Origin of the sequence: Streptomyces sp. NRRL WC-3742, from assembly GCF_000720635.1 — a bacterium.
Taxonomy (GTDB): domain Bacteria; phylum Actinomycetota; class Actinomycetes; order Streptomycetales; family Streptomycetaceae; genus Kitasatospora.
This window is the reverse complement of sequence record NZ_JOCF01000005.1, coordinates 1-14,188: the sequence shown is the minus strand read 5'-3', so window position 1 is coordinate 14,188 and position 14,188 is coordinate 1. Positions and strand designations below refer to the sequence as shown.

Genomic DNA, 14,188 nt, shown 5'->3' with positions numbered 1-14,188 from the left:
CGCACGAAGGCGGCGCGCGCCCCTTCGTGCGCCCCGGGAGCCAGGGCGTCGGGGGTGCCCGACCTATACGCTGAGGCAGAGGACCGGTACGCGGAGTGGATCAGCGGACCGCTGGCTGTAGGGAGAGCACACAACGATGGCCGGACGACGTCGGAAGAACGTTGGTGCCGAGACCGGTGAAGGCGCGGCCGCGGAGGCCGTGCTGCCCGCCGACCTGGACCTCCAGGACCTCTACGGGGCGTTCGCCGCGCACGGCCTGGACGACGAGGACCTGGACGACGCGGCCGTGCTCGTCCCGCCCGTGAAGCTGCTCCCCGAGACGGAGCTGGCCGTCCTCGCGAAGGCCGTCCCCATGTTCGGGTACGCCCTGGCGATGGCCCGCTGGGCCGCCCCGCACCGGGTGGTGGACGCCCTGGGGGACCTGGTCGAGGAGGACCGGGCGCCCGCCGCGCGGCTGCTCGGGCTGGCCCCGGCCGAGGGCGAGGTGCCGGAGGGGGCGGAGATCGAGGCGCTGCGCGCCTGGTCGCTGGCCTGTGACCTGGACCTGGTGGAGCTCGGTACGACGGAGGACGGCCGGCACGTCGCCGTCCCCGGCCCGGACCTCGAGCCCGCCGAGGAGGGGGACCCGGACACCGTCCTCGAGCTGTGGCTGACCGCCGCCGGGATCGTCCGGGAGCTCGCGGTGGACGCGGACTCGCTGCCGGAAGAGCCCGAGGAGCCCGCGGAGGGCGAGGAGGGGGAAGCGGACGAGGGCGCGCTCGACGAGGTGGAGGAGGCCCGTCAGGCCGCCGCCGAGCTGCTCGACGAGGCACTGCAGGTGCTGTACGAGACCACCGCCTTCGCCGACCCCGGCCAGGAGACCGTGCCGCTGGGCGTGCTCGCCGCCCTGCTGGTCGTGCCGGAGGGCGAGGAGCCGAGCGAGGAGATGCTCGGCGACATCACCGACCTGATGGTCGCCCTGGACCCGATGCTCGCCGACCTCGCCGAGCTGGGCATGCTGGACTACCGGCCGATCGACCCCGAGCTGTTCGACGAGGACGAGGGCGAGGGGCCCGTCGTCGTAGGCGAGGAGCCGCTGGACGACGAGGAGTCGGCGCGCTTCGGGCTCGTACGGCTGACGCCGCTGGGCCAGTACGGCGTGCGGCAGTGGCTCCTGGAGGACGGCTACGACGCGCCGCTGGTCGGCGACCTCGCCCAGGGCGACGCCGCAGAGCTGCTGCACGCGGTCTGCGAGTCGGTGAACGTGCTGCCCGAGGAGGAGCTCAAGGTCTGGCTGGCCGGCCGGGAGCCGCTGGCGGCGGCCCGCGAGCTGCTGGCGGCCTCGCGCGGCTCCGACGCGTACGCGCCCATGCGACGGGTGCTGGCGGTCGAGGCCCTGCGGCAGCTGGGGGCCGGGGCCGAGCCGGCCGCCCGGGAGGTCATGGACGACCCCGAGCTGGGCGGGGCGGCCAGGGCCTGGCTGGCCGGGCTCGGACGGACGGACGTGCCCGCACCGGAGCGGGCGATGGCGCTGTGGACGGTGATCGACACCTTCGCCGCCCAGCTGCTCGGCGGCGGGGAGGGCGCGATGCGGGAGCTGATCGCCGACCTGCCGGTGGGGGACGAGTCGTCGGGGTGGTTCGCCGAGGTGTGGCGCGTCGACCACCCGTACACGGCGGACGTCCTGGAGGCGATCGGGGAGCTGCACCCGGAGCGGGCGGTGGCGAAGGAGGCGCGCAAGGCGGCCTTCAAGGCGCGGTCGCGGCAGTAGGGCGGGCGACTGCGGACGAAGTGACGACTACGGACGTAGTGGCGGCTGTGGCCGCAGCGGCGACTACGGACGTAGTGCCACTACGCGAGTAGTGCCACTACGGATGTAGTGACCCATGGCGGAGAGGCGCCGCACTACGGAAGTAGTGCGGCTACGGCAGGTCGAGGGAGCCGCTCTCGGTGAAGGGGAAGAACGGGTTGTGGGCGAGCTCCCACAGGTGTCCGTCCGGGTCCTCGAAGTAGCCGGAGTAGCCGCCCCAGCTGGTCGGCGTCGGCGGCTTGACGACCACGGCGCCGGCCTCGACGGCCGTCTCCATTGCGGCGTCCACCAGGGCGGGGGACTCCAGGTTCACCGCCAGCGTGACGCCGCGGAAGGACGGCTCCCCGCCGCCCGGCACGCCCGCGTCGGCGGCCAGTTCGTCGTCGGGGAAGAGGCCGAGGACGGAGTCGGCCGTGCGGAACCAGACGATCTCCGGGCTGGAGGCGGCCGAGCGCTTCCAGCCGAGGCCCTCGTAGAAACGGGCGCTGCGGTCGAGGTCGGAGACGCCGAGGGTGACGATGCTGATCCTGGCCGGGAAGCTCCGGTCGTTCTGTGCTGTCATGCCGCCCAGGGTAGGGACGGCGGCTGACAACCGGCCGCCCTGACACGGCCATGACGGAGAGCTCGTACCCGTACGGACAGCAGGTGCGTACCGCAACCGAGCTGATGACCCGGCAGCTGCCGGGCACGTATGGTGGCGGGAGCGGGTGCGGACGCGAGGGAACCGGGGGTGCGGCACAGGATGGCGCGGGAGATCGGCGGCAGGCCCCAGGAGTGGAACGCCCGGCGGGCGCCGGCCGGGCCCGGCGCCGGGCCGAGGGGCCTGGACGACCGGCTCGCCGAGCAGGAGGAGTTCTCCCGCCACATCCTGGAGCGGGTCGGCTTCCCGGTGTACGGCGTGGTCGGCGGGGCCGCTGACGGCGGCGAGGCGCTGACGGCCTTCGAGACCTGCGGCGGCGAGCTGTGCTGGGTCGAGGTGCAGTGCGGCGACTGGGCCTCCGCCGCCGGACCGTACGTGACGGTGCGCACCTATCGGCCGGGCGCGGACGGCTGCGAGCGGCTGCCCGAGCTGGAGGACGTGGTCGAGGACGAGCGGGACCGGCTGTACGAGCACACCGGGATCGACGAGGGCGAGGGGCCCGGCCGCGTCCGGGCGCTGCGCGAGTGGATCACCGTGGACGGCGAGCCGCGCGCGGCGGAGGTGCACGAGGACCGGCCGGTGCTGTGGCCCGGGATGAGCGCCGGGCCGGTGTGGGCCGGGCGGCTGCGCGTCGCGGGGCTGACGGTGACGGTGTGCGGGCGCGGGGTGCCCTCCGGCGGGGTGGAGCTCGCCCGCATCCGCGACTTCGAGCGCCATCTGCGCGGGCGCACCGCCCTGCTGGGCGACCTCGCCTCGCGACGGGCCCGGTGGGTTCCGGTCGAGGAGCGCGAACTGCCGCCCGTCACCGGGCTGGAGGCGCACCGGGCGCTGATCGCGCAGTCCGTCGCGGAGAGCGCCGCGATCGAGGCGCAGCTGCGGGCGGGCGGTACGGCCAGGCTCCCGCGGCGCCTGCGCGGGGACGCAGGGGCGGTGCGGTGGGAGGCGGCGGTGCGCCAGCAGATGCGGCTGGCGACGGAGAGCCGCGAGGAGGCGGTGGCGGCGGTGACGACGATGGTCGAGCACCTCAGGCGGCTGTCGCGGCAGACGCACTGGCTGGTCGGCACGGCCGAGGGGGAGGCGGCCGTGGAGGAGGTCGTGCGGTACACGGTGTTCGCCAGCGAGGTGGCGAGCCTGCCCGCGCAGCGGGCCTGGGCGCAGCTGGACCGGGAGCGGCCGGCGGACGGCGGGGCCGCGGTGTGGGAGGAGCAGCGGATGGCGGAGCAGCTGTGGCTGTCGGCCTGGGAGCAGTGGCGGGTGGGCAGGCGCTAGTCCCTGGCCCCTGGCCCCTGGACCCCAGCCCCTGGCCCTTGGCCCCTAGTTCTCCGCCGGTAGCCGGAGTTGGAGCATCGCCAGGAGGCGCTGCTGCGGCTGGGCGAGGTCGATGCCGGTCAACTGCTCGGCGCGGCGCACCCGGTAGCGCAGGGTGTTGGGGTGGATGTGCAGGGCGTCGGCGGCCACCCGGACCTCGCCGAGGGCGTCCAGCCAGGCGAGCACGGACTCGGCGAGCCGGGTGCCGTGGCGGCGGTCGTACTCGGCGAGGGCGGTCAGGCGCGGGTCGCGCAGGCCCGTACGGTCCTGGAGCAGGGCGAGCATCTCGCTGACCAGCACCTCGGCCTGGACGTCGATCAGCGCCGCGACGTCGAGGTCCACCCCGCCGCGGTTCATGGCGTCGAGGATGCGGTCGGCCTGGGCGCGGGAGTCGGGCACCTGGGCGAGGCCCTCGACGGTGGAGCCGATCGCGGCGCGCAGCGGGACGCCGAGGTGGTCCCGGGCGGCCTGGACGACCTCGGTGGCCCAGGCCCGTACGGTGCTCATCGGCAGGCCCGCGGGCAGTTCGGGCAGCAGCACGTACACCCGGGAGTCGATCGGGGCGAGCAGGGCGGCGCGGTGGCGGGCGGCGGTGTGCACGGAGATCAGGCCCGTGACGTCGGAGCGGTGCAGCGCCTCGGTGGTGTGGGCGCCGTACGCGAGAACGGTGGCCGGGCGGCGCAGGTCCAGGCCGAGGTGGGTGGCGAGGGACTGGGGGCCGGTGGAGCCCTCCAGCAGGCCCGTCAGGAGCGTCTGGGTGAGGCGGACGTCGGCGGACAACTCGCGGCGGCGGCGCACCAGTTGGGCGGCGGCGACGCGGGCGGCGCCGACCAGGGCCTGTTCGGCGTGGGGGGCGAGCGGCCGGGAGCCCTCCTGCACCCAGATGGTGCCGAGCGGCTGCGCCCCGGCCCGGATGCCGATGGCGAGGCGGCGGCGCAGGCCGAGTTCGGGGTGCGGCTCGACGGCGATCGGGGCGTCGGAGGTGCGCAGGTGCTGGAAGATGCCCCACTCGCGGAGCTTGGACAGGTACGGCTCCGGGCCCTGCCAGCCGAGGATGGAGAGCCGGCGCAGGTCGTCGACCTCGTCGGAGTCGGAGGAGCGGGAGTAGGCGAGGACGCGGCTCGAGGTGTCCTCGATGGAGACGATGCCGCTGGTGAGGACGGCGACGGTCTGGGCGAGGGAGAAGAGGTCGCCCGCGTTGGGTTCGGGGGCGCCGGGGGCGTCCGGGGCGTCGGGGCCGGCGATGATCGCGCGGGCGAGGGAGTCGAGGTGCTCCCAGCGGGTCTCGCGGCGTACGGACAGCAGGGCGACGCCCGCCTCGGTGGCGGCCTCGCGCAGGGCGTCGGCCTGGCCGGGGCCGTCCAGCTTGACGGCGACGGCGGCGGCTCCCGCCCGTCCGGCGGCGCGCAGGGCGGGCAGCGCGGCGCGGCCGCGGGCGCCGATGGCGAGGACGAGTTCGCCGGGGGCGGCGGTCGGGGGGTCCTCGGGGTCGAGGATCGCGACGTCGCGGACGGGGACGTCCAACCCCTGGGGGGCGGCCTGGAGTTCGACGAGGGGCTCGCCCAGGGACATCAGCAGTTGGCGGAGGGGGAGGCCGGGGGTGGTCACGCGATGCCTCCGTTTGTCTGGGCGGACAGTGCCGTGGGGTCGACTTTAGCCGGGCGGACAGAGTCGTGAATGGTCGGTTCTGAATAGTTGACTCTGACTATCCGAGAATGGATAGTCAGTACCGACCAAGTGATGAGGAACCTCTCATGGCGAAGCGACGCAAGGTCTCGAACCCGCTGGCCCTCGTGGTCCTGGCCGAACTCGGAGCCGAACCGATGCACCCGTACGAGATGGGGCGCCGGCTCAAGGAGCACGGCAAGGACCGCAACGTGAAGTACAACCGCAGCTCGCTCTACATGGTCGTGGAGCAGCTGCGGAAGGCCGGGTTCGTCGCCGAGCAGGAGACCGTCCGCGACACCCAGCGGCCGGAGCGCACCGTCTACGCCCTCACCCCCGAGGGCCAGGCGGAGATGCTCGACTGGATGCGCGAGTGGATCTCCGAACCGCTGGACGAGTACCCGGCGTTCGGGGTCGCCCTGTGCCTGCTCGTGGTGCTGCCGACCGAGGAGTCGGCCGCACTGCTCGGCCGTCGCCTGGAGGCGCTGGACGCGCGGATCGAGGAGTCGCGCTCCATGCTCCGCAAGGGCGAGGAGATGGGCGTCCACCCGATGTTCGTCATCGAGGAGGAGTACGCCCTCGCGATGCTCCGGGCGGAACGCCGCTACACCGAGAGACTCATCGCGCAGATCGGGGAGCCGGAGTTCAACCGGACCCTGCGGGACTTCATGAGGAGTCTGGAATGAGCACCGACGGTACGACCGGTACGACCCGTACGACCCGCACGACCCGTACGTCCAGGAAGGCCCTGGTCATCGGCGGCGGCATCGCCGGCCCCGTGATGGCGCTGGCGCTGCGCAAGGCCGGCATCGAGGCGGAGGTCTTCGAAGCCTACGAGAACTCCGCCGAGGGCGTCGGCGGCACCTTCGGACTCGCCCCCAACGGGCTCGGCGCGCTGGCCGTCGTCGGGCTGGGGGCGGAGGTCGGCCGGCTCGGGCAGCCGGTCGGGCCGATGGTGATCGAGGACGGCAGGGGCGGAGTGCTCGGCGAGTTCGCGGGCCTCGCCGACCTGCCGCACCAGCGGCTGATGCGCCGCGCCGAACTGTACGAGGTGCTGCAGCGGCGGCTGCGCGAGACCGGCATCGAGGTCCGGCACGGCAAGCGCCTGGTCGCCGCCGAGGAGGGCGCCGCCGGGATCACCGCCCACTTCGCGGACGGCAGCAGCGCCACCGGCGACCTGCTGATCGGCTGCGACGGCACCGGCTCCACCGTGCGCACCCTGATCGACCCCGACGCGCCCGCCGCCCGGTACACGGGCCTGCTCGGCATCGGCGGCTACAGCGCCCACCGGCTGCCCGGCCGGGCCGGGCGCGGCGAGACCGTGCACTTCGCCAACGGCGCCCGCGCCTTCTTCGGCTACTGGGGCCTGGCCGACGGCAGCGGCACCGCCTGGTTCAGCAACATCCCCCAGCCCGAGCAGCTGACCTCCGAGCAGGTCCGCACGGTCGGGATGACGGAGTGGCTGCGCCGCTGCCGCGAGCTGCACGCCGACGACCTGCCGGCCCGGGACGTGCTGCGCCGGGCCGACCCCGACACCATGGAGACCTTCCCCCGGCTGGAGATCATGCCCTCCGTCCCGCACTGGTACCGGGGGCGGATGGTGCTGGTCGGCGACGCGGTGCACGCGCCGTCCAACAGCTCCGGCCAGGGCGCCTCGCTGGCCGTCGAGAGCGCCGTCGAACTCGCCCGCTGCCTGCGCGACCTGCCCGACCACACTGCGGCTTTCGCCGCGTACGAGGCGATGCGCCGGCCCCGGGTGGAGAAGATCGCCGCCGACGCGATGCGGACCAACAACCAGAAGGCCGCCGGGCCGGTCGGACGGATGGTGTTCCGGCTCGCGGCGCCGATCCTCATGCGGACCGTCATGAGCCCGGAGAAGATGCTGCGGCCGGTGCACGGGTACCGGATCGACTGGGAGCAGCGGGTGACGCCCGTGGTTCCCAAGGTTCCTGTGGTGCCGGTGGTTCCCGTGGGGCGCCAGGGGCGCGCAGGGCGCGCCGCCTGAGGGGCAGTCGTGATCCGGGCGTGACCGGTTCGTCGGGGCGGACAACGCCGTACGGGGGAATTTAGCCGCCCGGCCAATCAAGTGGGCCGCCGGGCAGGAATAGCGTTCGTGCTGTGGCCGACGCGCGACCCGCGTCGGCATCCCCCCTGCACTAACGAAGGAGAGCGTGCGCTCTATGGACGCTGTGACCCAGGTCCCCGCGCCGGTGAACGAGCCGGTCCACAGCTACGCACCCGGCAGCCCCGAACGGGCTCGTCTGGAGGCCAAGCTGAAGGAGCTGGGCGGCCAGGAGCCGGTCCAGCTGACCATGACGATCAACGGTGAGCGCCGCATGGGCGGCGGCACCGAGTTCCACGTCGTCCAGCCGCACAACCACGCGGCTCGGCTCGGCACCCTGCGCAACGCCACCCAGGCCGACGCGCAGGACGCCATCGACGCTGCCCTGGCCGCTGCTCCGGCCTGGCAGGCGCTCTCCTTCGACTCCCGCGCCGCGATCTTCCTCAAGGCCGCCGACCTGCTGGCCGGCCCCTGGCGCGAGACCCTGGCCGCCGCCACCATGCTCGGCCAGTCCAAGACCGCGCAGCAGGCCGAGATCGACACCCCCTGCGAGCTGGTCGACTTCCTGCGCTTCAACGTGCACTTCGCCCGCCAGATCATGGCCGAGCAGCCGATCTCCTCGGACGGCGTGTGGAACCGCAGCGACCACCGCCCGCTCGAGGGCTTCGTCTACGCGATCACCCCGTTCAACTTCACCGCGATCGCCGGCAACCTGCCGACCGCGCCCGCGCTGATGGGCAACGTGGTGCTCTGGAAGCCGTCCCCGACCCAGCAGTTCTCCGCGCACCTGCTCATGCAGCTGCTGGAGGCCGCGGGCCTGCCCAAGGGCGTCATCAACATGGTGACCGGCGACGGCCTGGACGTCTCCGCCGTCGCGCTCAAGCACCCCGCGCTGGCCGGCATCCACTTCACCGGCTCCACCGCCACCTTCCAGCACCTGTGGCGCGAGGTCGGCAACAACATCTCCGGCTACCGCACCTACCCGCGGATCGTCGGCGAGACCGGCGGCAAGGACTTCCTCGTCGCCCACCCGTCCGCCGACCCGGCCGTGCTCAAGACCGCGATGACCCGCGGCGCCTTCGAGTTCCAGGGCCAGAAGTGCTCCGCGCTCTCGCGGGCCTACGTCCCCGCCTCGCTGTGGGCCGGCCTCAAGGACGAGTTCGCCGCCGAGGTCGACGGCCTCACCATGGGCGACGTCTCCGACCTGTCCAACTTCATGTCGGCCGTCATCGACGAGCGCGCCTTCGCCAAGAACAAGGCCGCCATCGACCGCGCCCAGGCCGACTCCTCGGTCGAGGTGCTGGCCGGCGGAACCTACGACGACTCGGTGGGCTACTTCGTCCGCCCGACCGTCCTCGTCTGCCAGGACCCGGCGAGCGAGTACTTCCGCGACGAGTACTTCGGCCCCATCCTCGCCGTGTACGTCTACGAGGACGAGAAGTACGACGAGATGCTGGCCCAGATGGAGTCCGTCTCCGCGTACGGCCTGACCGGTGCGATCATCGCCCAGGACCGCGCGGCCGTGGAGCACGCGATGGAGAAGCTGCGGTACGCCGCGGGCAACTTCTACATCAACGACAAGCCCACCGGCGCCGTCGTCGGCCAGCAGCCCTTCGGCGGCGGCCGGGCCTCCGGGACCAACGACAAGGCCGGCGCCAAGCAGAACCTGGCGCGCTGGACCTCGACCCGCTCGGTCAAGGAGACCTTCGTCCCGCCGACGGACTACCGCTACCCGCACATGGGCTGACCTGCCCCCTCGCGGTCCTTCCGGGACCGCCCGCGACGCCCGGGTCCCGCAGCCGGGGCGTCGCCCCGCCGGGGCGGCGGTCCACCCCCGTACCGCCGCCCCGGCTCTTTTGCCACCCTTGGAAACACCAGCTCCTGGAGTCACGATGCTCCGTACCGCCCTTCTCGCGGCCTCCCGGTCCTCGCAGGTCCGCACCGTGGTCGAGAAGTTCCCCCTCACCCACGCGATAGTCGACCGCTTCGTCGCCGGCGACGCGATCGAGCCGGCCCTCGCCGCGTACCGGGAGCTCATCGCCACCGGCCGCACGGTCACCTTCGACCACCTCGGCGAGGACACCGTCGACGTCTCGCAGGCCACCGCCACCGCCGACGCCTACCTCGCGCTGCTGAAGGCGCTGGAGGAGAACGGGATCGCCGAGGGCGCCGACGTCTCCATCAAGCTGACCGCCGTGGGCCAGTCGCTGCCCGTCGACGGCGAGAAGATCGCGCTGGAGAACGCCCACCGCATCTGCGAGGCCGCCGCGAGGATCGGCATCACCGCGAGCCTCGACGCCGAAGACCACACCATGACCGACGGCCAGCTCTCCATCGCGCGGGACCTGCGGGTGGACTTCCCGTCCGTCGCCGTCGTCGTGCAGGCGTACCTGCGCCGCGCCGAGGGCGACTGCCGCGACCTCGCCACCGCGGGTTCGCGCGTGCGCCTGTGCAAGGGCGCCTACAAGGAGCCCGAGTCGGTCGCCTTCCAGGGCAAGCACGAGGTCGACCTCGCGTACGTCCGCGCGCTCAAGGTCCTGATGGCCGGCGAGGGCTACCCCCAGGTCGCCTCGCACGACCCCAACATGATCAAGATCGCCGGCCAGCTGGCCCAGTGGAACGGCCGCAAGCGGGACTCCTTCGAGTACCAGATGCTCTACGGCATCCGCCCCGAGGAGCAGCTGCGCCTCGCCGCCGAGGGCAACACCGTGCGCATCTACCTCGCGTACGGCCAGGAGTGGTACGGCTACTTCATGCGCCGCCTCGCCGAGCGCCCGGCCAACCTCACCTTCTTCCTGCGCGCCATGGCCTCCCGGGGCTGACCCGCGGCACCCAGGACCGACGGCCCGCACCCTTGACGGAGGGTGCGGGCCGTTTGCCGTACGGCTAGAGGAAGTCCTTGGTGTCGAGCTCGAGTTCGAACGGTGCCGGGATGGTGAGCGGCTCGCCGAAGGCGGCCAGGTGGACCTCGGTGTACTCGTCGCGATGCGGCTTGCTGAAGAGGCTGACCTGCGACTTCTCGCGGTCGACGAGGAGGTAGAGCGGGATGCCGGCACGGGCGTAGCAGTGGCGCTTGGCGATGCGGTCGAGGTCGGGCTTGCTCGACGTGACCTCGGCGACCATGGCGACGCCGTCCGGTTCCATCCAGGGTGGGGCTCCCCGGAAGAGTCGGAGCTCCCGTGGTGCGAACGTCGCGTCCGGGATCACGTGATTCTTCGGGCAGAGCCCGCCGCTCACGAGGCGGAGGCCCTTGCCGCCGGATACCTGCATGTGAACCTGGGACCTCGCCTTGACCTGGTCGATCAGCAGGTCGATGTAGTCCTCGTGATCGCCGTCCGGCGGTGGTGCCACGATGATCTCTCCCTCGATGAGCTCGGCCCGGAAGCCTTCGGGGGAGTGCAGGCTCAGGAAACTCTCCAGCAGGATGTCAGCCTGCGATGGGGAGTCCGTGATCGGTTGCTCATGCGCCACAGCACTCATGATGCCCCTCCTTCAGATGGGCGTCACGCTATTCACCGTTTGAGTCGGGTATGCCGTGTGCGGCGGATCTTCACTCGATGGTGTGGTTTACAGGTAGAGGTGCAGGACGTGGAGGCCGATGTAGCCGTCGGTGGGGTGGTGGAAGGCTTCGGGGACGGTGCCGACGATCTCGAAGCCGACGGACTGGTAGAGCTTGACGGCGTGGTGGTTGTTGGCGGCCACGGCGTTGAACTGCATGGCGCGGTAGCCCTGTTGGCGGGCCAGGTCGATGGTGTGCTCGAGGAGGGCGCGGCCGATGCCCTTGCCCTGGTGGGCGGGGGCGACCATGTAGTTGCCGCTGGCGACGTGGGCGCCGGGGCCGGGGCGGTTGCGGTGCATGTTGGCGGAGCCCATGACCGTGCCGTTCTCGTCGACGGCGACCACGGTGCGGTTGGGGGCCTGGAGCATCCACCAGTCCCGGCCCTCCTCGAAGGACAGGTCGAGGGGGTAGACGAAGGTCTCGCCGGCGGCGGCGATGGTGTGGAAGAAGGGCCAGATGGCGGGCCAGTCCTCGGGGGTGGCTTCGCGGATATCGATCTTGGGCATCGGGTCAGGATGATCGAGGGACGGGCCGGAGCGCCACCGGTTTTCAGCCGAGCAGGGCCCGGTCGACGTGTTCGGCGATGTGGGCCTGGCCGGTGGCGTTGGGGTGGACGAGGGCGTACTTGAGCGGGATGACGCTGGTGAGCACGCCGTCGAGCCAGTGGTCGGCGTCGCAGACGCTGTGGCCGGCGGAGTCGGGGTAGAGGTCGACGAAGGTGTCCTGGTGGCGGGCGGTCTGGGCGGCGACGACCCCGTTGAGGGGTTCGAGGACGGCGGTGCGGGCCCACTCGAGGTCGCCGGTGGTGAAGGTGGCGAACTGGAGCGGGTCCCCGTAGCGGCAGAGGGAGGCGTCCTCGGGGACGAGGTGCGGGTAGCCGACCGTGATCACCCGGGCGAACCGGGCCTTGGAGTGCAGGGCGTCGAGCATGTCGCCGTAGTCGCCGTTGAGCCGGTGGAAGCGGTCGGGCAGGCTCGCGTCGTACTTGTCCTTGCAGGGGGTGCCCCGGCCGAGGGTGGCGGCGCCGAGTTCGATGCAGTCCTTGAGGATGCCGCCGAAGCCGAGGTCGTTGCCGCCGATCCCGACGGTGACGACGTCCGCGTCCGGGGGGACGGCGTCGATCTGCGGGGGGACGGGCGGGTAGGGGGCGTCGGGGTCGGTGCCGAGCGGCGGGAGGGGGCGGCCCATGGGGGTCTGCTTGGTGGCGTACACGTTCTCGGTGGTGGCGCCGCTGCAACTGACGTTGCGCAGGTCGACCAGGGAGCCGAGGTCGCGGCGGAGCACCTCGGGGTAGGAGAGCGTGGTGCGGGCGCAGCCGTCCCGGGGGTCGGTCAGTCCGCCGGTGGCCTCGATGAGGCCCGCGGTGTACGAGTCGCCGAGGGCGGCCCAGCGCAGCGCGGCGGGGCGCGGGACCGGCTTGACGGCCGCCTGGGCGCCGGTGGGGGAGAGCAGACCGGCGGCGAGCGCGGCGGCGGAGCCGGCGACGGCGAGGCGGGACAGGAAGCGTGGCACGGTCTCTCCTCCAACGGGTGCGGGGGAGAGCGCGATTTCACCCCCCTGGGAGTCAGATCGAGTCGCCGGGGGGACGACTTGAGACCCCGGGAGGGTGAATTCGCGGACGCGGCCGTGACGTTGCCGGGTCGGTGGTGCTGGTCGGCGGCTCCGCTCCGGTCGGCGGCGCTGGTCGGTGGCTCTACAGGAGGGCTGCGGAGGGCTCGATCATGCCCCGGGCGGTCTTGGCGTCGACGAACTCGCCGAGGGCCGTCATCTCCCACTCGCCGGAGGGGCGGCGGACCAGCTTGCACATCACCACGCCGGTGTGGGCCTCGGAGCGGGTGAGGTCGAAGCGGACGAGCTCCTCCTCGCTGCGGACGTCGACCAGGCGGCAGTAGGCGTTGCGGACCTCGGTGAACCGCTGGCCGGAGAAGGAGTTGACGACGAAGACCAGGGCGTGGACCTCGGCGGGCAGGCCCTCCAGGTGGACGGTGATCGACTCGTCGTCACCGCCGACACCGCCGACCAGGTTGTCGCCGGAGTGGGCGACGGCGCCGTTGAAGATGGTCAGCTTCATGAACCAGGCCGTCTCCAGCCGCTTGTGGCGGGCGTCGAAGGCGAGGCAGGAGGCGTCGAGGTCGATGTCGCGGCCGCGGGCCGCGGACTCCCAGCCGAGGGCCATGCGGACGGAGGAGAGGTAGGGGCGGCCGTTCTTCACCAGGGAGACGGAGCCGCCCTTGACCAGGCTGACGCGGCCCTTGTCGAGGGTGACCTTGGGGCGCTCGCCGGGCGCGGCTGTCGGGGTGGGCGCCGCTGCGGGGGTGGGCGCAGGTGCCGGGGCGGCGTAGTCGACGCGCGGGTCGTAGGCGGGGGCGGGCGGTACGGGCGGCGGCGGGGGAGCGAGCGGGAGGTGGACGGTCGGCGCGCTCACGGGGCTTGCCGGGAAGGGGAGTTGGACGGTGGGGGTGCTCGGGGCGACGGGCTCGGCGGCTGCGGCGGCTGCGGAGGCCGTGGCGGTCGCGGCGGGGGAGTCGTCGACGGTGACGCCGAAGTCGGTGGCGATGCCCGCCAGGCCGTCCGCGTAGCCCTGGCCGACGGCGCGTACCTTCCAGGAGCCGCCCCGGCGGTAGATCTCGACCACGAGCAGCGCGGTCTCCAGGCCGAGCCGCGCGGGGGTGAAGGTGACCAGGACGTCGCCGGTGTCGGCGTCGCGGACGGTCGCGGTGGGCTCGATCCCGGCGAAGGTGGAGGACTGGTCGGCGGGGCTGGCGGTGACCACGATCTTGCTGATGCCGTTCGGCACGGCCGGGGTGTCCACGGTGATCGTGTCCGGGGCGCCGGCGCCGGCCGGGCGCAGGGTCACGCCGGGGCCGTGCGGGGCGTTGAAGAAGACGAAGTCCTGGTCGGAGCGGACCTTGCCGTTGTCGGCCAGCAGCAGGGCGGAGACGTCCAGCGCCCTGGGAGCGGTGACCTCGACGGTCACCCGCGGGGCGGTCAACGGGGCGTTGCCACCCGGGGACAGGACGGTGGGCACGGACTCCTCCTCAGGTGCTGGACGGCGGCCCGGCCGGGGCGTTCGGGGCGCCGGGCCGGGTGCTGCCCACAGTAACGAACGGGTGCGGCGGGACGAGCCCGGTCGGCGGGCGGTGGGGTGGGGGTCCGTCAGGGGGC

Annotated in this window: 12 protein-coding genes; 6 read left to right on the top strand and 6 right to left on the bottom strand. The window is 72.9% G+C overall.

Annotated elements, in window-relative coordinates; all coding sequences use genetic code 11:
• The first annotated feature begins 136 nt into the window (after positions 1-136).
• Positions 137-1,750 carry a hypothetical protein gene (locus tag IH61_RS0104575; RefSeq protein ID WP_234327026.1) on the top strand — a complete coding sequence of 538 codons (1,614 nt, stop codon included), beginning with the start codon at positions 137-139 and terminating at the stop codon, positions 1,748-1,750.
• A 151-nt stretch (positions 1,751-1,901) separates the two neighbouring features.
• Here the strand turns inward: IH61_RS0104575 and IH61_RS0104570 are convergent, their stop codons facing one another.
• On the bottom strand, positions 1,902-2,351 hold the full coding sequence (locus tag IH61_RS0104570; protein ID WP_031065262.1) for a VOC family protein: 450 nt from the start codon (positions 2,349-2,351) through the stop codon (positions 1,902-1,904).
• Positions 2,352-2,531: 180 nt separating this feature from the next.
• Here IH61_RS0104570 and IH61_RS0104565 point away from each other — a divergent pair, with 180 nt between their 5' ends.
• Positions 2,532-3,698, top strand: coding sequence for a hypothetical protein (locus tag IH61_RS0104565; protein ID WP_031065259.1), 1,167 nt, complete (start codon positions 2,532-2,534; stop codon positions 3,696-3,698).
• Between the two features lie 45 nt (positions 3,699-3,743).
• On the opposite strand, the gene IH61_RS0104560 is transcribed toward IH61_RS0104565, so the two are convergent.
• Positions 3,744-5,345: a PucR family transcriptional regulator gene (locus IH61_RS0104560; RefSeq protein ID WP_037971638.1), complete on the bottom strand. Its 1,602-nt coding sequence runs from the start codon at positions 5,343-5,345 to the stop codon at positions 3,744-3,746.
• A 146-nt stretch (positions 5,346-5,491) separates the two neighbouring features.
• On the opposite strand from IH61_RS0104560, the gene IH61_RS0104555 reads away from it, so the two are divergent.
• The 4 genes from IH61_RS0104555 to IH61_RS0104540 all read left to right on the top strand — a co-directional run bounded on the left by IH61_RS0104555 (position 5,492) and on the right by IH61_RS0104540 (position 10,286).
• Entirely contained in the window at positions 5,492-6,088 is a 597-nt protein-coding gene (locus IH61_RS0104555; RefSeq protein ID WP_031065256.1) for a PadR family transcriptional regulator, read from the top strand.
• The gene (locus IH61_RS0104550) at positions 6,085-7,407 is read left to right on the top strand and encodes an FAD-dependent oxidoreductase (RefSeq protein WP_063763133.1); all 1,323 of its coding nucleotides are present in this window, start codon (positions 6,085-6,087) and stop codon (positions 7,405-7,407) included. Before IH61_RS0104555 ends, IH61_RS0104550 begins: the two co-directional genes overlap by 4 nt.
• 175 nt (positions 7,408-7,582) lie before the next feature.
• Positions 7,583-9,211, top strand: a complete 1,629-nt coding sequence (gene pruA, locus IH61_RS0104545) for an L-glutamate gamma-semialdehyde dehydrogenase (RefSeq protein ID WP_031065250.1) — start codon at positions 7,583-7,585, stop codon at positions 9,209-9,211.
• Positions 9,212-9,356: 145 nt separating this feature from the next.
• Positions 9,357-10,286: a proline dehydrogenase family protein gene (locus tag IH61_RS0104540; protein ID WP_031065247.1), complete on the top strand. Its 930-nt coding sequence runs from the start codon at positions 9,357-9,359 to the stop codon at positions 10,284-10,286.
• A 64-nt stretch (positions 10,287-10,350) separates the two neighbouring features.
• On the opposite strand, the gene IH61_RS0104535 is transcribed toward IH61_RS0104540, so the two are convergent.
• The 4 genes from IH61_RS0104535 to IH61_RS0104520 all read right to left on the bottom strand — a co-directional run bounded on the left by IH61_RS0104535 (position 10,351) and on the right by IH61_RS0104520 (position 14,039).
• Positions 10,351-10,944 (bottom strand): Uma2 family endonuclease, encoded by a 594-nt coding sequence (locus IH61_RS0104535; RefSeq protein WP_031065245.1) that lies wholly within the window; start codon positions 10,942-10,944, stop codon positions 10,351-10,353.
• A gap of 87 nt (positions 10,945-11,031) precedes the next feature.
• A complete protein-coding gene (locus tag IH61_RS0104530; RefSeq protein ID WP_031065243.1) occupies positions 11,032-11,520 on the bottom strand; it encodes a GNAT family N-acetyltransferase in 489 nt (162 codons plus the stop codon).
• A 52-nt stretch (positions 11,521-11,572) separates the two neighbouring features.
• A complete protein-coding gene (locus IH61_RS0104525) occupies positions 11,573-12,535 on the bottom strand; it encodes an SGNH/GDSL hydrolase family protein (RefSeq protein WP_031065240.1) in 963 nt (320 codons plus the stop codon).
• A gap of 181 nt (positions 12,536-12,716) precedes the next feature.
• Positions 12,717-14,039, bottom strand: a complete 1,323-nt coding sequence (locus IH61_RS0104520; RefSeq protein ID WP_031065237.1) for a TerD family protein — start codon at positions 14,037-14,039, stop codon at positions 12,717-12,719.
• Between the last annotated feature and the right edge of the window lie 149 nt (positions 14,040-14,188).

Bases quoted from the DNA above. Each gene is read 5' to 3' on its own strand.
- IH61_RS0104575 (WP_234327026.1), top strand. From the start codon at position 137: ATGGCCGGACGACGTCGGAAGAACGTTGGTGCCGAGACCGGTGAAGGC.
- IH61_RS0104540 (WP_031065247.1), top strand. From the start codon at position 9,357: ATGCTCCGTACCGCCCTTCTCGCGGCCTCCCGGTCCTCGCAGGTCCGC.
- IH61_RS0104555 (WP_031065256.1), top strand. From the start codon at position 5,492: ATGGCGAAGCGACGCAAGGTCTCGAACCCGCTGGCCCTCGTGGTCCTG.
- IH61_RS0104565 (WP_031065259.1), top strand. From the start codon at position 2,532: ATGGCGCGGGAGATCGGCGGCAGGCCCCAGGAGTGGAACGCCCGGCGG.
- IH61_RS0104535 (WP_031065245.1), bottom strand. From the start codon at position 10,944: ATGAGTGCTGTGGCGCATGAGCAACCGATCACGGACTCCCCATCGCAG.
- pruA (WP_031065250.1), top strand. From the start codon at position 7,583: ATGGACGCTGTGACCCAGGTCCCCGCGCCGGTGAACGAGCCGGTCCAC.
- IH61_RS0104550 (WP_063763133.1), top strand. From the start codon at position 6,085: ATGAGCACCGACGGTACGACCGGTACGACCCGTACGACCCGCACGACC.
- IH61_RS0104570 (WP_031065262.1), bottom strand. From the start codon at position 2,351: ATGACAGCACAGAACGACCGGAGCTTCCCGGCCAGGATCAGCATCGTC.